Below are 19,887 nucleotides of genomic sequence, written 5' to 3' on the forward strand. Positions count from 1 at the left end.
TTTTATGATGGTTTGTAGTAATGGGCGGCTGCGGTGTTAATCGGTCACTACTGTTTGCAGCACCAGATAACGGGCAATAGCTATCAACTTCTCATGAGTCTCTTCTAGCTCGCGCAGTGGTTCAGCTTGGTGGGTGATTTCGGTTCCGGCTTGTAACCCAAATATTTTATTCTTACGGTACAGGCTCCCTAAAACCAGCATTGCATCCAATGCGCCATTGCTGTCAACCATTAGCACGTTGCTACTATAGGACCCCGATGATTCCGATTCATGCCCAAGAGTTGCTTGCATCAGATGATCTTTAGGAATACCGGCAGCTAGAGAATGCAGGGATTGAATAGCTTGCCAGTGGCTGACACCTTTTTGTAGCTGGCCTTGCAGACTGGAGGTGAGATATTGCACCTTACCGCGAGTAAGCACCTTCATATACGGAGCAATGGCAACCGAACCCGGTACACAGATTGATGTTAGCGTTGCAACAACAGCGTGGATTGAGCTGGTATGTTCAGCGATATCTTTAGTATTGACCCGTAATTCATGATGAAGCGGCACTGATTGAGTTTGGTCTGGCGACGGTGCATGTGTATCGGTTAAAAGTTGGGTGTTCAGACAGCCATTGGCTGAGACAGTCACGGCAGGCGCTGAGCTAAAGCCCATTAATTCAAATCCTTGCATCCGGAAAGCATAGGAGCGTGCCGATGTGTTATTTATGCGCCCACGTTGGTAGCTCGCGAGTAAATTAATGTTATCTGGCAGCGGTATCTGGCGCGATAAAAGGGCTTTCTGATATTTACCTTGTCTGATTTCATTAACGGTTTTTGTTACCCGATCACAGAAAATAGCAGGGTCAGTTTGCCGTATCTGCATTTCGATGGCGCTTCTTTCTATTTGCGGTTGCATCTGCCTATTTTGATGATGGTCACATTGAAGATTTTCATCATATTCACCGTTAGGTTGTCCATAACTATATGGTTTACAAATAGATGGTTCACAAACAGATGGTTCACAGGTCGATGGCTTATAGATAGAGGGGGCATTGTCATATTGGCCACTGTCACATTGATGCAGCATCGTAAGAAGTTGGGGTAAGTGGGAAGGAAGCAAACTGCGTATTATCACGCTGCCGTGATTGAGCCGATATTCATGCAGTGGAAGGAAAATTTGCAGTAGCTCAGTGCCGGGGGCAGTGTGGTACGTCGGGTTATGGAAGAGATGAGCCAGTTCCAATTGGCTGAGACCATAAGCTCGCCACTCTTTAATCGGGATACTCGCCAGTGCGGATGAGATATTACCGACGATGTCGGGGGATAACCAAACACGCTCTTGAAATTGTTCACCACTAAAACTATCGTCATGATCATTTTGCTGCTGGTAACGTATGTGAACATAATTAGGATAGACAGTTATCAGTGCCGCTAACCCAATACCGACCGAGAACTCGCCGTCTTTTTCATAGATAGCGTAGTGTTGGCATTCCTCATTATCAGTTAGTGATGAATATCCTTCTGAGCAGCTTCTACTGCGAGAGATATCGAGGGCACCCTCTTGATAACGCTGTACTAATTTTGTCGCCATTGTCAGGGGAGGAGTACTGAGCGTTTGTTGACACTGCGCATAGTAAAGTGGTTCTCCAGAGCAGGGCATGGGCGATGTTAATATCTCTGGAAGAGGAGCTCGGGCCCGAGCAGATAAATTTTGTCTATCTATTACATGTAACAACGGCCAACTGGATAGATGATTTTTATCCCACGACTGAGGCCCCATCATTTCGGTAGTTTCTATAGTTTGGGTAAATGAGAATGAGGAAGGTATAACCTGAGAGGTGTAGGTGTAGGTGTAGGTGTAGGTGAATGGGGAAGGGGGTCTGTTTTTTCTGTGGGTCAATTTTCGTGGTGTGGACTTAATTAAGACCATAACATCATCCTTGTGTAATAGTTATTTTGATTAATCAATTCTTTATAGATATTGTTTTTGCTATTCATCTGAATGATGTTCTCTATCATCAGTATTATTATGTTAATCCAATTATTTGTCATTAGCACACCCTTTAACAACCTTATTGCAATAGACCTGTTGGTGTAAATGCATTATATAACAATGATATGTGAATTATTAATAATTAAGTGGGTTGATTTTGTGGCTCCCCTCTATGATAGGGTTCCATGCTGGATTCCATTTTGATTTAATGATTGCCTTGATTTAATGAATTGCCCGCTTCATTACTTATATTTAACCGTTTTTCTTGCGTTGTATAATTTCACACTCTTTATTTCTGTGTTGTATCTATGCTTATTGATGCCATTGATGCCATTGATGCGTCAGGATAGGATAGTGACGGTAGGAGGGAGTTGGTGTTTGCCGAGAAAAGCTAGGTATATTCAGGTAGTCCCCATTCTAATAATAGGGGAATTATCTGAAATAGTGTTTTCCATCTGCACCTTTAAGCGCCAAACAGGTATTCTAGTCGCTCACTAGCAGGTTTGACCATTTCCGTTCCCCAATAAATTTAGGGGCAGTCAAAGGGAGATTTCTCCCCGGCCACTTACTGGCAATTCACTTCTCAAGCGTTAAAAAGGTATCTATCTTTCCATGTCGACATCATTAACTTCAGCACCTCATCTGGCGTTCAAAATTATCGCCACAGGGGTATCGTTACCCCCTGATAGGGTGGAATCCTCGACGTTGGATCGTAAACTCAATAAGCCTGTCGGTTATGTAGAACAACGTTCTGGCGTCCGACATCGCTATCATGCGACGTCAGATGCTAACCAGGCTGAGTTAGCAGCAGCAGCACTGCATGATGCCCTTGAGCGGCATGAGATCAATCCCTCCTCAATCGATTTATTAATATCAGCCTCGGCTATTGCCTACCAGGCCCTACCGTGCACAGCGGTACATATTCTCAAAATAGCGGGTTTGGCACCCGGCATTGCTGGGTTTGATATCAATAGCAGTTGCGTGAGTTTTATTTCCGCATTACAGGTGGCTGCGGGGCTACTGAATGCCGGAACTTATCAACGTATCGCTATTGTTTCAGCCGATCTAGCATCACGAGGTATTGATTGGAATGATGAGGAGTCTTCGCTGATCTTCGGTGATGGTGCTGCATGTGCCATTGTGGAACGAGGAGATGGCGGCAGTGGCATATTGGCTAGTTTGGTTGAAATGTATCCTACGGGCAGTGAGTTATGTGAGATTCGGGCGGGTGGCACACGATGCAACCCTCGCTCAGGTATGGATAACAACGATTTTTTATTTCATATGCAGGGGAAGAAGTTGTTTCGACAAGCCTCGGGCGTCATCGAAGATTATTTTCAGCGTCTATTGAAAAAAAGTGGGCTGACGTTGGCGGATATTGCCACTGTGGTTCCACATCAGGCGAGCCATTTATCGCTGGCACATATGCGCAAACGTTTACATGTGCCAACAGATGTGCTGGTGGATATCTATCGAGAGCATGGTAACCAGGTGGCGGCATCAATACCGACCGCATTACATGCCGCAGTGATGAGCGGGCGCTTTTTGCCGGGTAAACCGGTGATGCTTATTGGTACCGCAGCAGGATTGACGCTGGCGGGTATGGTTTTGCTGCCATGAGAGTCTTACGACCATGAAAGTTTTAGTGACGGGGGCAACCAGTGGGTTGGGGCGCAACGCAGCACAATGGCTGCTGGAGGCGGGGCATGAGGTTTATGCTATCGGGCGGGATGAACTGGCGGGGGAAGAACTGCGCAGGTTAGGGGCCACCTTTATCCCGCTGGATCTAACCATGACCACAATGGAGGTCTGCCAGCAATGGGTCAAAACGTGCGATGTGGTTTGGCACTGCGCCGCTAAATCGGCACCGTGGGGTAACCCGCAGGATTTTCACCAGACCAATGTGGTGGTGACGCATAAACTTGCTCAGGCCTCCGGGCGTGAGGGGGTTAAGCGGTTCATTCATATATCATCACCTGCCGTGTATTTCGATTTTTGTCATCATCATGATCTGCCTGAAACATACCGAGCCACCCGCTTTTCCAGCCACTATGCCAGCAGTAAATATGCGGCGGAGCAGGTGTTGCATGAATGTATCGCTCATTATCCGGACACCACTTATGTGATCCTGCGCCCACGTGGGTTATTTGGTCCCCATGATCGAGTGATTGTGCCGCGTTTGCTGCAACAACTGAGCAGAGATCGCAATGTGCTGCGTTTACCGGGAGGAGGGCAAGCTCAGCTTGATCTCACGTTTGTGCTGAATGTGGTGCATGCCATGATGTTAGCCACTGATAACGAAGAGCTACGCTCCGGTGCGATTTATAATATTACCAATCAGGAGCCGCAACGGCTGGTGACGATGCTGGATTCTCTGTTGAATCAGCAGCTTCACATTAACTATACCTTGCAGTCAGTGCCTTACTCGTTACTTTCTGTCGTGGCGGCAGGGATGGAGCTGGTCGCTAGTGTGACCCGGAAAGAACCGCTGTTAACCCGTTACAGTGTTGGCGCCGTCTATTTTGATATGACCCTTAATTCAGAACGTGCCATTAATGAACTTGGCTACCGGCCTCGCTACTCAATGGCGGAGGGGATTGTGTTGACCGGCGAGTGGCTTAGTGCGCAGAGGAGTGGCCTGCATGGCTAAGATCACCACGTTTGAAGTTGGCTATTGCACACACCTTGCCTGCATGGCGCTTAAAGGCGCTCCTTTTCGCGTTTGCAAGTTCCCGGCACGCGCCTGTTTGATTGAGGTAGACGACCGCCGTTGGCTGTGGGATACCGGCTACGCAACATGGTTTGAGCAGTACACCCGGTCAGGGGTTTTTCGCCTCTACCGGCAGGTGACACCAGTCTATTTCGATCCCGCTCAGTCTCTGGTGACACAATTACGTGAGCAAGGCTATGTTAATCGGGATATCCACGGGCTGATCTTGTCTCACTTTCATGCCGATCATATTGCCGGGCTGCGTGATTTTAGCGAGCTTACTTTTATTTGCTCTGGCAACGGCTGGCAAAAAACACGTGACCTGCGTGGCATTGCGGCCCTACGGCAGGCGTTTATTCCCGGCCTGATACCGGAGGGTTTTGAATCTTCCCTTCAGTTTATCGAAAGTTTCCCACTGCGGACGTTGCCGTCTGAACTCGCCCCCTTTGAGAGCGGTTTCGAATTGCCCGGCAGCAAAGGGCAGGTCATTCTGGTACCACTACCGGGCCATGCGGTGGGTCATATGGGGGCATTTATTCTTACGGATGAGGGGTGGGTCTTGCTGGCGAGTGACGCGGCTTGGTCACCGTTAAGTTACCAACAACTGCGTGGGCCATCACGTATCGCGAACTTATTGATGGCAGATTCACGCGCTTACTACCAAACGTTACAGCAGCTCAATCAGTTATGGCGTACGGGGAAAACAGACATTCGGTTATGCCATGAGGGGGATTTATGATCCCATTTATAACACTGTGGCACTATTTTCGTATCCGACGCTTGCGTTTTGCCAACCGTGAAATGCTTGAAGCTTATCAGGTCAAAAAACTCCAGCAGTTCTCGCAGCAGGTATTGGCTAACAGTCCTTGGTTCAAGCGTTATGCCTCACAGCCTATCACGACGTGGCCGTTGATGAATAAGCAACTGATGATGGAACATTTTGATGTAATGAATACGCAGGGCTTACACCGTGATGGGCTAATGGCATGTGCACTTGGCAGTGAGCAAGATCGCGATTTTTCACGTCAAACCGGGAAGTTCAGCGTTGGGTTATCATCTGGCACCTCGGGTCAGCGTGGCCTCTTTGTGGTCAGCCCACAAGAACAGCAGCTCTGGGCAGGGGGTATTTTGGCTAAAATGTTGCCCGATGGCTTATTTGCGGGTGAGCGTGTGGCGCTATTTCTGCGGGCGGATAATAACCTTTACCAAAGTGTTAACAACCGTTGGTTGAGTTTGGCGTTCTACGATCTTTTTCAGCCTTTTCAGTCTCACGCAGGTCTTCTGGAACAGCAGTCGCCGACGATTATCGTCGCACCGGCACAGGTGCTACGGGCGTTGGCGTTGGCGGTGATGCGCGGAGAACTGCACCTCACGGTTAAAAAGGTGATTTCTGTCGCTGAGGTGTTGGACGAACAGGATCGTCAGCTTCTACAACAGGTTTTTGGTCACGTTGGTGAAGTGTATCAGGCGACAGAAGGCTTCTTAGCCGCCAGCTGTTCCCACGGTACCTTGCACCTGAATGAAGAGTTTCTACACATTGAGCCGCAGTGGATAGATGAGCGGCGCTTTACCCCTGTCATCACCGATTTTACGCGGCGAACCCAACCCATTGTACGTTACAAACTGGATGATGTGCTGGTGGTGAGCGATAAGCCCTGTCCTTGTGGCAACCCCGCGCGGGCGATTAGCCACATTGAAGGGCGTTGGGATGACCAGCTACTGCTTCCTGACCGGCAAGGCACATTGCAGGTGATATTTGCTGATCTCTGTAGCCGGGTATTGGCCACTGCGTTACCGCTGACGGCGGATTACCGCCTGATTCAACATGGCGACCATCATCTACATTTGATGGCCGATTGCACAGCTAGCGAACTGGAGCGTTGCCGGGATGCGTTGGTATTGATGCTTCAGCAGCAGGGTATTGAGACCGAGAGGTTATGTTGGCAGTTGGATACAGTGGTCGTGGTCCCACAATTTGATCGCAAAAGGCGGCGTATTATTCGTCAAGGAGCCGCAGCGTGAAAACAGGGCTATTTCGCGCGGGGCAACTGCTATTGGGCTGGGGGTTTGTTGGCGTTGTTTATAACCTGGCCGACCGGTTTCAGGGCGTTGGCCATGTCATCACGCCTTCTTGGATTGACGACTTGATCCCATTCTCTACTTCCGCCGTCTGGCTGTACCTGTCGTTTTTTCTCATCATTCCAATGGGCTATTTTCTGGCACCCATCAAGGCGGTTAGTTGGTTGGCGCGGGCAATGCAGATCTCTGCCTTGGGGGCAGGGGCGATATACCTGCGGTGGCCAACTACGCTGAATTATCCGGTTGATGTAGGTCAGGGGGTAAGCTCTCAACTTTTAGCCACCTTAACTGTCGTTGATTCTGTGCAGAATTGTCTCCCCTCATTGCATATCGCTCTGACGATGCTGGCTGTGTGGGCGATTAGCAAAGGGAAGGTCCGGGTCAGAACACTCTTTTTTATTCTTTGGGGCGTGGCAATCGCTTTTTCTATCCTGCAATTAAAACGTCACTTATTGATTGATCTGGTCGGCGGTATTGCACTGGCATGGGTAGCAGGTGTTATCGCGCAGTGGGTAAATGGGTACCGTAACAAACAAAAGGATCTGTGCCATGAGTGAACTGATTATTCCCGTCATCCTGATGGTGGTTTTTGTGGTGGGAGAAGCGTGGTTACTGAAATTGAAAGACGGGTATTACGTTGATTGGCATGACGTGGTTTTCAACATCAATTCCGGGCATATTATGTTGTGGCTTTTCCGCGGGCTGGAAATTGTCTGCTACACCGCCGTATTGAATCATTTCAGTCTGAGTCTATTTACGGACGTTTCTCCATTTTGGGTCTGGTGTTTTGCATTATTCGCCTGGGACTTCGGTTTTTACTGGCTGCACCGCTTACATCATCAACTGCGTTTATTGTGGGCGGTACACGTCGTGCATCATCAAGGGGAGCATTACAACTTATCTCTTGGCGTGCGGAACTCTTGGTACTCTTCGCTCACCTCCATTCCTTTCTTTATTGTACTGGCCTGGCTTGGCGTTCCGCTGACAGTTTTCCTTGGTGTCTCCATCCTGCACTATTCTATTCAGTTTTTTAACCATAGTGCGATGACGCCAAGACTTGGTTTTCTGGAAAAGATATTTGTTACGCCATTCCACCATCGGATACACCATATCAACGATATGGCTTACGCTAACAGTAATTATGGCGGAAGCTTTATTTTCTGGGACAAGTTATTTGGCACCTTTTGCGCCGCTCCGCCAGCGCAGCTTTATCACTATGGTGTGAAAGGGAAGCGGCCATCCCATAATCCGTTTGTGGCAAGTAATTTACCCTTTGCCCGTTACTTGAAATTACCGTCAATGACTCAAGAGGCCGGGCGCAGTTTTGATGTGTCCCCTTGGGTCGTGTTTAGCGGCGCGATGCTGCTGTTCGCCTTGGTTCTGGGTTACATTCAATGGTATGGCTACGGTTATCAAAACGTGACCGCGTCACAGATTACCCTGTTTATTTTGCTGGCACTGGGAACCATCACCCTTGGGGGAATTTCTGAAGGGCAACGTTGGGGTATCGTTGGCTGGTTTAGTCTCACTCTGCTGTTGCCACTGATCTTTATTCTCTGGTTTGGCTGGTCGCATGGATTCTGGCTGATAACCATACTGATGTTGACGTTGCACGGGACTTGCGTGTTGTGTGGTTGGGGACGGAGGAAGGTTGCAGTGAATAAGACTGAAACAAAGAAGACGGAAGTGAAGAAAACTGATGTGGAGCCTCCTCATGCCTGAATGTTTAGCCCCTCTACATTATCCACAAACCGATGAGCAACCCTTTCATCAGCAGTTACAGCAGGCGGCACGGGATTATCTGGCCTCGCAGGGGGAGCACCACTATGCCGATGGCGGGCAATGGCTAAAAGCATTGGTCCTGTTAACGCTGTGCGTCTTGTTTTATGCTTTGAGTCTTACGGTGTCGCAGGCGTGGCTGTTCTTTCTGAGCTACTTCTTGTTTGTCACCATGGGGATGCTACTGAATGTTAATGTCAATCACGATGCATCACATAATACCTTCAGCCGTCACCCCCGGCTGAACCGCCTTATTGGGCGCTTGGTGACTCTCCCGCTTGGGGTTGATCCTGACTATTGGCGAGTCCGCCATGTGGTGTACCACCATCGTTACGCCAATGTAGAACAGTATGATCTGGATACGGAGGAGAACGGTTTCTTTCGCCAATCACCTTTCCAGCAGTGGCGACACCACATGCGTTATCAGCACCTTTATTGGCCACTGATTGCGGCGTTGTCATTACCTTGGATTGCATGGGTTTTTGATTGGTCGGATCGGCTGGATAAAACCCCGCTACGGCAAGAAAAATTGCTGCGTGGTTGGCAAGGCTGGGCGATGTTCATCTTGAGTAAAATAGGTCACCTGTTGCTGGTATTGGTTATTCCATTACTTGTTGGTCAGCAAAATGGCATTCCATGGTGGGTGGTGATACTTGCCTATTGGTTAAGCCAAATGTTCGCTTCTTTACTGGTGGTTTTTCTCTTATTAGGCACCCATTGGGCAGATGCCGAATTTTTCCAGGCACCGTCTGATCATGTTATGCCACATGGCTGGTATCACCATAATTTCGCTACCGCCTGTGACTGGGTGACCTCGCCCCGTGGCTTACACCACTTAACCGGTGGTTTGAATTACCACCTGACGCACCACCTATTTCCGCACTGGCACCACCGCCATTATCCCGCACTGGCGGAGATTATCGGTACGTTGGCCGCGAAACATGGCATGAATTACCGCTGTATTAGCTACCGTGAGTTGATGGCATGTCAGCGTCAATTTTTACGGGGCTTGGGTCAGGAACCAAAGCAGGTTCAGGGATGAAGGGCGGTACACCATTACGTCCATTGGCCTTCCAACGTAACGATATGGCGCTGCATAAGGCGCTTATGCAGGCCGCACAACATTATCTTGCCAGCCATCATGACCATCGTTTTGCCGACGGATGGTCGATCAGCAAAATGGTGTTTTTAGCCATACTCTGTCTGGGGTGTTACGGATTGAGTCTGCAGTCATTCGCTTTACCGTCAATCGTTCTACAACCACTTGCTCTACAACCATCTGTGCTACAACCCTCTATTCTACAACCACAAAATATACAGCAATCTGGCATATGGGACTTTTTCTTTAGCTATCTAGGGTTTATTTTCACTGGCATGTTGCTGACAGTAAACGTTGTCCACGATGCCTCGCATAACGCTTTTTTCCGCACTCGTTGGGCGAATGTACTGATTAATCGTCTCGTCGCTATTCCTGTAGGGTTAGACCCAGACTGTTGGCGTGTTCGGCACGTTATTTTTCATCATACGCATACTAATATTGAGCATTATGATCCAGATATTGATGAAAATGGTGTACTGCGCCAGACACCGTTTCAACGCTGGAAACCGTTTATGCGGGCACAGCATTTTTACTGGCCACTGGTCGCGGCGATGACCTTCCCTTGGTATATCTGGCTGGTGGACTGGTTGGATCGCGCTGGGAAAACACGAGTGACAACACGTATGGATCATCAGGGGGGCCGGGGTTGGGGGATATTTCTGTTCAGCAAAGGTGCGCATTTATTGCTGGCCTTGGTTATTCCGTCTGTGGTGTTGTCTGGACACATTAGCTTTATGACCATATTGGCGGTGTACTTACTGTGCCAAATGGTCTCCTCATGGTTGTTTGTGATGCTGATTGTGGGGACCCATTGGGCAAAAGCCAAATTTTTTCAGGCACCAGAACAAGGCAGTATGCCGCACAACGGGTATCAGCATATCTTTGCCACCACCTTTGATTGGCATACCCAACCTCGCTGGATAGGTTATTGGCTTGGTGGGGCAAATCTACACTTGACGCATCATCTGTTCCCTCATTGGCACCACCGGCATTACCCGGCGTTGAGTCAAATAATTAGCGTGGTTGCCGCACGTTTCGCGATGGATTACCAGAATCTAAGTTTGCGTGAGGTACTGTATTTACAACACTGTTTTCTGAGGGAAATGGGCATCAATCCACAGGTGTCGCCAGACAAAGGTGAGCGATGACGAATATATTGATAACGGGCGCATCGGGGTTTATTGGCGGGGCATTTATGCGCCGTTTTGCCCGTAATGACGGGATTAGACTCTGTGGTATTGGGCGGCGCTCGGTAGAGGATTTTCCCACCTCAGTGCATTATCAGTCGCTGGATTTAGCACGGCTTGCAACACTGGATTTTACGCCAGATGTGGTTATTCATGCCGCCGGGCGAGCCGGGCCATGGGGAACCCGCTGTGAGTACTACCGTGATAACGTGGTCACGACAGAGCAGGTGATTAAATTCTGTCAGTCCAGAGGAAACCCACGGCTAATTTATCTTTCGACCGCTGCGGTCTATTACCGTTACTGCCATCAACTGGCACTCACTGAACAGTCTGAGATCGGGCCTGAATTTGCCAATGATTATGCTCTTACTAAATATCAGGGGGAGGTGCTGATCGATGCTTATCAGGGAGAGAAAACCATTTTGCGGCCTTGTGCCGTCTTTGGCCCTGGAGACCAACTGCTTTTCCCTCCCTTATTAGACGCGGCCAGTCATCGCAGGCTTCCTTTCTTGATTTCTGAGGTGCCCGCACGCGGGGAATTAATGCATATCGATGTACTGTGTGATTACCTGTTAAAAGCCGCCATTACGCCTGAATTGCGCCCGTTCTATAATTTATCCAATGCAGAACCCATTGAAATTAAAGAATTTATTAGTGATATGTTGAGTAAGCTTGGCCTCCCAGCACCTAAAAGAGAGATTCGCGTAGCCACCGCAATGCTAATCGCCGGAATCATTGAAGGTACATATCGGTTATTGCGTATTAAAAGTGAACCGCCCATCACCCGATTTGGTGTTGGGGTATTGGGTTATTCGAAAACATTGGATGTGAGTGCGGCTACACACGACTTTGGCCCACCATCCAGCACCCTTTCTCAAGGGCTAGATGCCTTTATTTGCTGGTACAAGGAACAGAGATAATGATCTATCTCGCGGCCATCTGGCTGGGTATCTTGCTGTTTAAGCTGATTTTTACGCTACGAGTGATAAAGCGAGGAAAGTGGGCGGGGTATGGTGTACCACAAACCACGGCCACGATATTGCAACCCGTGTTGAGCGGTGATCCACAACTGGCAACCGTGCTGGAGGCAAACGTCGTTGCACTAAAACAGGCGCATTTTTTTTGGCTTATTGACGATGATGATACGGTGGCAAGAGAGATAGCCATCAGCATTCAGTCGCGTTATCCCGAGCGAGAAATTAAGGTAAGCTATTTCCCTCCAGCGCCTGAAGGGGTTAATCCTAAAGTTTTCAAGCTCGAACAGGCCTGGCAGGAGGTGGAGAGTGACATCTTATTGGTATTGGACGACGATGCGTTTTTGTCAGCAGAGTCTTTCGGGACGTTATTGAACCAGATTGAAGAGGGCGCATTAGTGACCGCGCTGCCTTATTATTGTGCCGATAGCAATGGGTACTCCCGGTTATTGGCGCAATTCGTTAATGATAATTCCGGTTTCACCTACCTGCCCTTGTTGCCGTTTTCACCCCCCTTAACCATCAATGGGATGTGTTATGCGATGTCCATCAATACGTTGGCTCGAGTGGGAGGCTTTGCCGCTATTTTACACGACCTGGCCGATGATCTGGCGTTGGCAACCCTGCTCAGACAACATCATATTCGTCTAATACAATCCACCGCCCCAGTGAGGGTTCAAACCAGTCTTTCTTCTGGCAAAAAGTATATGCAACAAATGCATCGTTGGTTTTTGTTTGCCACGCTACTGTTGCGTGAAAAAACAGTGCTGATAAAACTGATTATATTTCTGCTACAGGGGCTGCATCCTTTACTCATGTGGGCGATGTTACTCACTGTTGGATGGGAGTGGGTGACGGCGGCCCACGGCATCACAGGGATTAACCTGGGCATTATTGCGGCTTGTTTGCTGATACGCCATGCTGCCCTCCGTCACGTTCAGCAGGCCATTGCCCCTGATATCCGTTCAAATCCTATTTTTTCGCTGTTGTCTGAATTAATGCAACCGTTACATTTATTACATGCGTTGTGTAACCGAACGATTTACTGGCGTACGCGGCGCTATCGTGTTTTGAGTAATAAAAAGTTTAATTCACTATGAATAAGATAACCTTACAGATAGCGTATATTACCGGCCGTAGCTCGCCAGAAAGCGGCAGTTTAAGCCCGGTTCAATTAGCCTTTATCAAAAAATTAGCTCAACCGGGGCGCGAACTGGCTACCTTGAATTTTCCGTATCGTGCGGGTGAAAATGAGAAGAAAGGCTATTTAGCGCCAGGTTTAATTAAAGCTAGCTATCATAATTGCCGCGAATATCTTTCCTCCCGCCACCCTGAGTTTCAAACTCACTATCGGCCCGCTTTATTGGCTTTACTGGCACGAGCGCCGCATACGGTATTGCTCTCTGGCAGCTGTGGTTTGGAGTTATTTAATAACTTAAATCTACCGAAGGCCATGATGAGCCATGTCAGTATCTTTGCTTATGGGCCGGTGGCTCGGCAGCGGCCTTTGTGCCAGCACACACTGGTTCAAGGGCAGCGCGATTTGATCTCCAGATTTTGGTGTCGGCAAGTGGATAGCAAAGTCAGTGGTGGCCATTTGAATTATCTCTCTAACCCAGCATTACTGACGCTTTGTAAGTGTTTTATTGCGGCAGTTGAATCAACTCAGGGATTGCGATGAAGACGTTAGATGATTTGATCCCCCCGGCTACCCGCTGTATCGATCTGCTGGCCCCGCCTTTTTCTGGGCACTTACACCCGATACTGGCGTTGGGCCGCATGTTGGCTAAAAATTACGAGGTACGCATCATCAGCACGCAAGATGCGTTGGCGCGTATCACGGCGGCAGGGCTAAAGGGCATTGCGTTGCCGGGGGAATATGACCCGCTGTTACAGGCCATTGCCAACCCAGACTATGCGGTTAAAAGCAGTCCGCTGAAGCTTTATCGCCAATTTAAATCTGCGGTTGGGTTACTCGTTGAGTTTGCCTCGGCACTGGAAACACTTTACCAACGTGATGGTGTGCCAGACCTGGTTATTGCTGACTTTACTTTACCCGTGGTGGGAATAGTGAGTAAAAAATTGGGTATCCCTTGGTGGACGAGTTTACCCTCGCCCTGTGTGCTGGAGACGCTAGATGGCCCACCGGCCTATTGCGGTGGCCTTTATCCGGCAAAGACCGCTATGGACAACGTCAGTCAGTTTATCGCGCGGAAAAAAGTCCGTTGGTTTAAAAAAACGTTTTTTTGGTTATTCCGTAGAACAATCTCAACAACCGGGATCACGGCGTTATATCGTGCTGATGGTACAGAAAGTGCTTATTCAGCAGACTGTATTCTGGCTCTGGGTGATGTCGCATTTGAATTTACCCGAACCTGGCCGGAGAGCGTCCGTTTTATTGGGCCAGCGCTCTATACCCCGCCTAATTTGCAGCCTGCGCCGCACTTTGAATCAGGCCGCCGTCATGTACTGGTGACACTAGGGACGCATCTGGCCTGGCATAAAGATGAAGTGGTAAAGGCGGTTGAGAGACTTGCCCAAACCATGCCAGAGTCGGTTTTTCATTTCACAGAGGGGGATCCGAACGCGGCTTGCCATCAGCAGACCGATAATTTCATCCGCTTGCCGTGGATAGATTATGAAACCTGTCTTGGTCACTACGATGTGGTGATCCATCATGGTGGTGCAGGAATTCTGTATTACTGTCTGAAACATAATATACCGGCGTTGGTCTATCCAGTTGATTTCGATCAATTTGACCATGCTGCCCGTCTTGATGCGTCGGGGAAAGGTCTTTGGTTAAAAGGGGGGGTGAACGCGTTGGCGAATGCCAAAACTCAGATTGAGCAGTTAACTGCCCGTCAGGGGTAAAAATAACGTAAAGGGGGCAGATTGCTGACAAAGTCAAATGAAGGAGAAATGGTGTGAGGCTGGTAGATTTAACCAACATTCGGATGATCACGCAAACGCAATACGTGATCCACTGGATTTTTAGTAAGAAATAGCCAGGGTCGGTTCCCTGGCAGTGGTGTTTTAAAGGTTGCTGGCAAGGGTACATTCGGAAAAAAGCTGAAATAGCTTACTGTTCTCTTCTCTATTCATGACGCTAAAACTAATGCCACTATCTGATTTTTCAAATAGATTAAACGTCTTTTCCTCTGCATCCAGCAGTACGTCGCTTAAATCTTTTCTATCTTCATCGGTGAATTCAACGCCCGCCTTTCTGGCAAGGTTTTCCACTTCCGCTTCTGTGGCGCGATGTAACAGTGGTGAGATATAATTGCCCCCGGTCATGCCATATACCGTAAATCGGCTACCATCCCACTTTATTTTTGCCGTTTCAGTCTCTTCTGGGAAATGATTTCCACCCAAACTTTTGGAGGTTCTATCCAATTGCTTGCTCATATGACAAGTATAGTATTCATCGCTAGTGTTATTTTTATCTGCCGCTGAAACTGCAACTGCAACCATCGCGATAAGAAGAAAATATTTTTTCATGGTTCAATCCTTAACTTCCATTGTTATTTGAATGTATTTTTGTCTTTTAGACAGGAATATAACTTGTTACCTGGTGTCTCAAAATTTTCACTTATCATCTTTAAAAAAAGCAGACAATATTTAATTGTCTCAGACTGCTGACAAACCCCGATGACGCGATCTTGAACGGTGAGGATAGGCAGAGGAGTAAAGAGTCCGCGCCAAGGATGGCGCGGCTCGAGCCTACATGGATGTATTTACGGCGTCTTTACGATCTGCCTGTTCTCTCCGTCGCGGGCACTTTGTCAATAACCTCAGGCAATATTTAATTGTCTGCTCCTCAATAAGGTTATCTTTTAGGCCGCCGCGTTATCATATAATTTTTGAATGAGAAGCTGTTGTTCCTCGGTCGGCTTTATACCAAGAGAGTGGTAGATGATCCCCAACTGGTAGAGTTGTTGATTACCTGAAGCATCTTCTGCGGTAATAGATTCACGCGTCAACATTGATTTAAGCGTGAAAGTGATATGTTGCATGCATTCAGGTGTATTGGTAGCACAAATATTTTTCAATAACGTCAGGTTTTGTCCAGAAAGACCGGTATCTTTCACAACACGCGCTCTGGCTTCATCCCACTGTTTGTTTTTTATAAACAGATCGGTAATAAAGTAATTTTGGGCGGTGGTGACATGCTTATTTAGTATTCGTTCAGCACTGACGACATCGCCTGCAAAACCATACATTTCAGCAAGATCCCTATAATTTCTTTCGACTTCTTTGGGTGGATAGTCTTTTAGCTGTGAGAGATAAATAACCTCTGCATCTGTAGCCAACTTCTTAGCTTCCTCTATACGTCCAATATCAACTAATTTTTTAACGATGGACTTAGTTACCGTTTCCCATGGATTGAATGTTTGATTTTGTGATTCTTCAATAATAATGTTTAAATATTTATCAGCTAATGCATCATATTTGCTTAAATATAGAAAATTAAGCGACTCTATTTTATATTCGTAGCAATACCTATCGTCATAACAGGCGTATTCTGACGAGGTCATTAGCTTGTCAATACGTTCTTTAATTAGGCCAGTTTCGTTAGTGGCATTCAACAATCGGATAAGCTTTATTTCTTCTATAGGCTTGGGAGCAAAGCTAAAGGACTTATCTGTAGAGGCAATGCTGGTTGCAATTAATGCATTGTATTCTTCAGTGAAACCATTAGCATGGTAAAATGCCATAATCCCGGACAATGCCAAGTCATAATAGGTGCCTTTATCTCCGGCCGCCCTGAGTAGTTGTTCTGATAATATTAATGTTTGTTGCTTATTACCTGCAAATGAATATAGATTGATCAAATTCAAGTAATCTTGATAAAAATAAATTTCATTGTTCTGCTTCTTTTTGAGCACGTCGATAAACATTGCCTGTGCTTTATCGGTATAAATAAGGGTGTTTTTGGGGTCACCGTTGACACGATAATTTTCTGCAATAGCAAGCAGCATTCTTAATTGGTTGGTCGGTTCTACTATCTTGTCGCCATAGATATCTTTATAAATGGTCACCGCTTGATCTGGCGTATCTCGATAAGCTTCTAAAACAGAGGGAAGATAATAGCTCCTTGCATTGTTATCCAGCATTAGTAATTTTAACGCATATTCAGGCTGTTTCTTTTCAATCCAGGCATCTACATAACTCTTGTATGCTGAAAATGAACTCGGTTTCTCTAACCCAATCTGTGATAAGAATACCATTGCTTTATCTGGATTACCTGTTCCCGCAATCCAGTCAGCAGAAAGATTCAGTGATAACATCGCCTCTTTCGAACTGAAATCAAGTTTCTTTAATAGCGTATTGGCTCGTTCTGGCGAGCTAAACATCAGGATTTCTCGGTGCAGTTCGAAATAGGGGGCCTGAGCATCATAATGGGGATGTTCCGCCAGCGGTAGGGCATTTTCCAGTTTTCGTTCAACCACTGAATAGACATCGGGTAATGCCTGTGCATGGGCAAAGCTTAAGCCAGAGCAAAATGTTGCGGTATAGACTAAAGTTGAAAAAAAGTTTATTTTCAGTTTCATATAATCTTATCCATGATCAATTTTATGAGGTCTGATTAATCCAGACCCCATTATTAAAATTATTTACTTGTTGGATTCTAATTTTTTTAATTCTTCATAGGCTTCTCTCATCCCACTTTTAGCTGCAACGGTAAAGTGGAATTTTGCCTTATCCAAATTTTTCTCGGTGCCGTCTCCATTTTGATATATCCAACCAAGGTTATAATGGGCGTGCACGTTTCCTTGTTCGGCAGCTTTTATGTGCCACTGATAGGCTTCTGGTAAGTTCTTTTCTACCCCTTCACCGACGAGATACAGATAGCCAATTTCCACTTGAGCATCACTTAGCCCTAACTGCGCTGCTTTGAGTAAATAGGAGAAATATTTGGTTTGATCTTCTTTAACGCCGTCACCTTCATTATACATTTGAGCTAAAAGAAATAACGCCTTAATATTTTTATGGTCTGCTGATTTTTCTAGCCACTTAAGACCTCTATCATAGTCTTGACAAGTATAATGATACTTACCCAGTTCATACTGTGCATTATCATCACTCTGTGAGGCTTTTTCGCGTATTTCAATAGGATTGTATAGCGAGTCAATACTTTTATTATTGATATAGCAGTGAATAATACTAACACCATCGGCATTGTATGTTTCTCCGGTACCCTGCATTTCATCATTCACATAAGGGGTGGTTGTTAACAGTCTACCGGTACGATCATTAAACTCTTTTTTGATACCACTTCTTATGCCTTCAATATAGGGTACTTCTTCAATTAATTTCCCTGTATTGATACTCCAATGTCTATCCGGGCCATCTTTTTTATCGTTCTTATACATTCTGGTATACAGCAGTTTTCCTGAATCATAATATTTATATTCACCCTGAAGTTTGTCATCTTTATAAGGTGAGAGTGATACCATTTCACCCTGTTCGTTCCATTTCTGGCTATCTCCATCTAAGACGTCATTTTTATAGCTGGTTGATGTATTAAGTTGTCCATTATCAAACCACTCTCTTGATACGCCATTTTTGCGACCTTCGTTATCGTAGATTTCTTCCTGTCGCATTTTTCCATTTTTATACCAAGTCTGGTTAGAGAGTTGTTTTCCTTCTTTATACGTTGATTTAGACACCAGTTGGCCTTCGGTGCTGTACTCCTCGTTGGCTCCATGGTACTGGTCTTTATCATTTTTATTATAGATGGCTCGGACTTTACCTGATTCAAAATAGACTGTGTGTTTACCAACGACTTTGCCAGCATGGTAGGTTCTTTCGTCTTTAATTTTACCATCAGGAAAATACTCAAAGTGTTTTCCTTCGAGTTTATTATTCAAATAGCTATGGTTCTCTTTAATGTTCCCATTGTCGTAATAATGAGGGCACTCTCCGTCGGCTATTTTGCTGTCAATAAAATGTCGTTTGCTTTCAATAGCACCATTTTCATGGTAGATAATATACTCACCATTGACCAAGCCATTTTTAAATACCAACGTCTCAGCTAATTTCCCTTTTTCATCATAATATGAATCGTATTTTCCATCCTCTTTTCCCTCTTTATTATAAGTGAGAATATGTTGAATATTTCCACTGGAGTAATAGGATTTGAAGGTAGAGACGAATTTTTGCGTTTTGAATGTTTCATCGTCAGTATAACCTTCAAAGGCCAGCAGTTTGCTCGGTATAAGTTCTTCAGTTTCTTCTGATGACTCAATAAACCACCCGGCCACTTTCCACAGCTGCTTTTCTTTATCAAAGGTTAATGGCATTGGGATCACCGATGTCGCCTGGCGTTTCACCGTGGCCTTTAAGTCTTGATTTAACCAAAGATAAGATTCTTTTTTCATGAATTCAGCACCGCACAGTGCTTCAGTGCAAACTTCTATATTGGTGAGCATCGGTGTGCCACCGCTATCACATTGATCTATTGTCAGGAAAAGATAACGCTCACTTAAAATCTCAGCTAACAAACTCTTGATTTTTGCAGCATATACCTCTGACGTTAAACCAAATGATTTTGGACGACCTGAAAGCGTATTCTTATTGCAGGGGGTTTTGGTTTTAAAGTGGAACCGATCGGCCAGCAGTAGTTTCATATCACTATCAATGGCCGTTTTGTTAAAATCAATGTTATCAATTTTAGCAACAAAGGTAATGGGTTTAGGTACTGCCGGAGGGGGTTGCTTTAGATATGCAACCGACGGATAAGAGAGTATTAAGAGTGCCACCAGTTTTTTTTTCAATGTTAATCCTTAATTTAAACGTTCAATCCATTGCCATAATATGTTTTATAGTCAATTTCAGGGTGAAATGCCATTCTTCTAAGCAATATCGCTAATATATTACAAGTAAATTAATGAGTGTCAAAACGTAATTTTTCAGATGTTGTGGTAGTGATTGATAATATTAAAAATATTAATCTATCGGCGGTGATGAATTCTGGAGGTTACAGTGGGAATGACAGATTTCCAATTAAGTTACATTTCTCTCTATTGTTTTTTACATTTAACTTTTGAGTGCATTTTATTATTTTTAATTTGTGAAGTG

Annotated in this window: 16 protein-coding genes and 1 pseudogene; 13 read left to right on the forward strand and 4 right to left on the reverse strand. The window is 46.1% G+C overall.

Annotation, left to right across the window (positions count from 1 at the left end; genetic code table 11):
• Positions 1 to 36: 36 nt before the first annotated feature.
• Positions 37 to 1,644, reverse strand: coding sequence for a chorismate-binding protein (locus tag AC971_RS12625; RefSeq protein WP_025383715.1), 1,608 nt, complete (start codon positions 1,642 to 1,644; stop codon positions 37 to 39).
• A 945-nt stretch (positions 1,645 to 2,589) separates the two neighbouring features.
• On the opposite strand from AC971_RS12625, the gene AC971_RS12630 reads away from it, so the two are divergent.
• From AC971_RS12630 to AC971_RS12685, 12 genes are read left to right on the forward strand one after another with little or no spacing between them, the layout of a single operon-like run.
• The gene (locus AC971_RS12630; protein ID WP_025383716.1) at positions 2,590 to 3,597 is read left to right on the forward strand and encodes a 3-oxoacyl-[acyl-carrier-protein] synthase III C-terminal domain-containing protein; all 1,008 of its coding nucleotides are present in this window, start codon (positions 2,590 to 2,592) and stop codon (positions 3,595 to 3,597) included.
• A 13-nt stretch (positions 3,598 to 3,610) separates the two neighbouring features.
• On the forward strand, positions 3,611 to 4,627 hold the full coding sequence (locus AC971_RS12635; protein WP_025383717.1) for an NAD-dependent epimerase/dehydratase family protein: 1,017 nt from the start codon (positions 3,611 to 3,613) through the stop codon (positions 4,625 to 4,627).
• The gene (locus tag AC971_RS12640; protein ID WP_025383718.1) at positions 4,620 to 5,426 is read left to right on the forward strand and encodes an MBL fold metallo-hydrolase; all 807 of its coding nucleotides are present in this window, start codon (positions 4,620 to 4,622) and stop codon (positions 5,424 to 5,426) included. The genes AC971_RS12635 and AC971_RS12640 overlap by 8 nt, the downstream gene beginning before the upstream one ends.
• Positions 5,423 to 6,709: a F390 synthetase-related protein gene (locus AC971_RS12645; RefSeq protein WP_025383719.1), complete on the forward strand. Its 1,287-nt coding sequence runs from the start codon at positions 5,423 to 5,425 to the stop codon at positions 6,707 to 6,709. Before AC971_RS12640 ends, AC971_RS12645 begins: the two co-directional genes overlap by 4 nt.
• Positions 6,706 to 7,323 (forward strand): phosphatase PAP2 family protein, encoded by a 618-nt coding sequence (locus tag AC971_RS12650; RefSeq protein WP_025383720.1) that lies wholly within the window; start codon positions 6,706 to 6,708, stop codon positions 7,321 to 7,323. Before AC971_RS12645 ends, AC971_RS12650 begins: the two co-directional genes overlap by 4 nt.
• Positions 7,316 to 8,488 (forward strand): sterol desaturase family protein, encoded by a 1,173-nt coding sequence (locus AC971_RS12655; RefSeq protein ID WP_025383721.1) that lies wholly within the window; start codon positions 7,316 to 7,318, stop codon positions 8,486 to 8,488. Before AC971_RS12650 ends, AC971_RS12655 begins: the two co-directional genes overlap by 8 nt.
• The gene (locus tag AC971_RS12660) at positions 8,481 to 9,587 is read left to right on the forward strand and encodes a fatty acid desaturase family protein (RefSeq protein WP_025383722.1); all 1,107 of its coding nucleotides are present in this window, start codon (positions 8,481 to 8,483) and stop codon (positions 9,585 to 9,587) included. Before AC971_RS12655 ends, AC971_RS12660 begins: the two co-directional genes overlap by 8 nt.
• Positions 9,584 to 10,792: a fatty acid desaturase family protein gene (locus tag AC971_RS12665; protein ID WP_025383723.1), complete on the forward strand. Its 1,209-nt coding sequence runs from the start codon at positions 9,584 to 9,586 to the stop codon at positions 10,790 to 10,792. The genes AC971_RS12660 and AC971_RS12665 overlap by 4 nt, the downstream gene beginning before the upstream one ends.
• Positions 10,789 to 11,751, forward strand: coding sequence for an NAD-dependent epimerase/dehydratase family protein (locus tag AC971_RS12670; protein WP_025383724.1), 963 nt, complete (start codon positions 10,789 to 10,791; stop codon positions 11,749 to 11,751). Before AC971_RS12665 ends, AC971_RS12670 begins: the two co-directional genes overlap by 4 nt.
• Positions 11,751 to 12,905, forward strand: coding sequence for a glycosyltransferase (locus tag AC971_RS12675; RefSeq protein WP_025383725.1), 1,155 nt, complete (start codon positions 11,751 to 11,753; stop codon positions 12,903 to 12,905). The genes AC971_RS12670 and AC971_RS12675 overlap by 1 nt, the downstream gene beginning before the upstream one ends.
• The gene (locus tag AC971_RS12680; protein ID WP_025383726.1) at positions 12,902 to 13,486 is read left to right on the forward strand and encodes a hypothetical protein; all 585 of its coding nucleotides are present in this window, start codon (positions 12,902 to 12,904) and stop codon (positions 13,484 to 13,486) included. The genes AC971_RS12675 and AC971_RS12680 overlap by 4 nt, the downstream gene beginning before the upstream one ends.
• Complete coding sequence (locus tag AC971_RS12685) at positions 13,483 to 14,676, forward strand: glycosyltransferase (protein ID WP_025383727.1); 1,194 nt, start codon at positions 13,483 to 13,485, stop codon at positions 14,674 to 14,676. The genes AC971_RS12680 and AC971_RS12685 overlap by 4 nt, the downstream gene beginning before the upstream one ends.
• Before the next feature lie 162 nt (positions 14,677 to 14,838).
• Here the strand turns inward: AC971_RS12685 and AC971_RS12690 are convergent, their stop codons facing one another.
• Positions 14,839 to 15,303, reverse strand: coding sequence for a hypothetical protein (locus AC971_RS12690; RefSeq protein WP_025383728.1), 465 nt, complete (start codon positions 15,301 to 15,303; stop codon positions 14,839 to 14,841).
• Between the two features lie 226 nt (positions 15,304 to 15,529).
• On the opposite strand from AC971_RS12690, the pseudogene AC971_RS24700 reads away from it, so the two are divergent.
• Positions 15,530 to 15,598: pseudogene (locus AC971_RS24700) on the forward strand (gluconate 5-dehydrogenase); the annotation flags it as partial.
• A gap of 40 nt (positions 15,599 to 15,638) precedes the next feature.
• Here AC971_RS24700 and AC971_RS12695 read toward each other — a convergent pair.
• Both AC971_RS12695 and AC971_RS12700 read right to left on the reverse strand, forming a co-directional pair.
• Entirely contained in the window at positions 15,639 to 17,357 is a 1,719-nt protein-coding gene (locus tag AC971_RS12695; protein ID WP_025383729.1) for a hypothetical protein, read from the reverse strand.
• 63 nt (positions 17,358 to 17,420) lie between these two features.
• Positions 17,421 to 19,583, reverse strand: a complete 2,163-nt coding sequence (locus AC971_RS12700; RefSeq protein ID WP_025383730.1) for an SEL1-like repeat protein — start codon at positions 19,581 to 19,583, stop codon at positions 17,421 to 17,423.
• Positions 19,584 to 19,887: the final 304 nt, after the last annotated feature.

This window comes from Yersinia similis, assembly GCF_001053095.1.
GTDB classification, from domain to species: domain Bacteria; phylum Pseudomonadota; class Gammaproteobacteria; order Enterobacterales; family Enterobacteriaceae; genus Yersinia; species Yersinia similis.

Excerpts from the sequence above, each read along its gene's own strand:
- AC971_RS12645 (WP_025383719.1), top strand. The coding sequence starts at position 5,423 with ATGATCCCATTTATAACACTGTGGCACTATTTTCGTATCCGACGCTTG.
- AC971_RS12655 (WP_025383721.1), top strand. The coding sequence starts at position 7,316 with ATGAGTGAACTGATTATTCCCGTCATCCTGATGGTGGTTTTTGTGGTG.
- AC971_RS12675 (WP_025383725.1), top strand. The coding sequence starts at position 11,751 with ATGATCTATCTCGCGGCCATCTGGCTGGGTATCTTGCTGTTTAAGCTG.
- AC971_RS12630 (WP_025383716.1), top strand. The coding sequence starts at position 2,590 with ATGTCGACATCATTAACTTCAGCACCTCATCTGGCGTTCAAAATTATC.
- AC971_RS12640 (WP_025383718.1), top strand. The coding sequence starts at position 4,620 with ATGGCTAAGATCACCACGTTTGAAGTTGGCTATTGCACACACCTTGCC.
- AC971_RS12635 (WP_025383717.1), top strand. The coding sequence starts at position 3,611 with ATGAAAGTTTTAGTGACGGGGGCAACCAGTGGGTTGGGGCGCAACGCA.
- AC971_RS12685 (WP_025383727.1), top strand. The coding sequence starts at position 13,483 with ATGAAGACGTTAGATGATTTGATCCCCCCGGCTACCCGCTGTATCGAT.
- AC971_RS12695 (WP_025383729.1), bottom strand. The coding sequence starts at position 17,357 with ATGAAACTGAAAATAAACTTTTTTTCAACTTTAGTCTATACCGCAACA.
- AC971_RS12625 (WP_025383715.1), bottom strand. The coding sequence starts at position 1,644 with ATGCCCTGCTCTGGAGAACCACTTTACTATGCGCAGTGTCAACAAACG.
- AC971_RS12660 (WP_025383722.1), top strand. The coding sequence starts at position 8,481 with ATGCCTGAATGTTTAGCCCCTCTACATTATCCACAAACCGATGAGCAA.
- AC971_RS12670 (WP_025383724.1), top strand. The coding sequence starts at position 10,789 with ATGACGAATATATTGATAACGGGCGCATCGGGGTTTATTGGCGGGGCA.
- AC971_RS12665 (WP_025383723.1), top strand. The coding sequence starts at position 9,584 with ATGAAGGGCGGTACACCATTACGTCCATTGGCCTTCCAACGTAACGAT.
- AC971_RS12680 (WP_025383726.1), top strand. The coding sequence starts at position 12,902 with ATGAATAAGATAACCTTACAGATAGCGTATATTACCGGCCGTAGCTCG.
- AC971_RS12690 (WP_025383728.1), bottom strand. The coding sequence starts at position 15,303 with ATGAAAAAATATTTTCTTCTTATCGCGATGGTTGCAGTTGCAGTTTCA.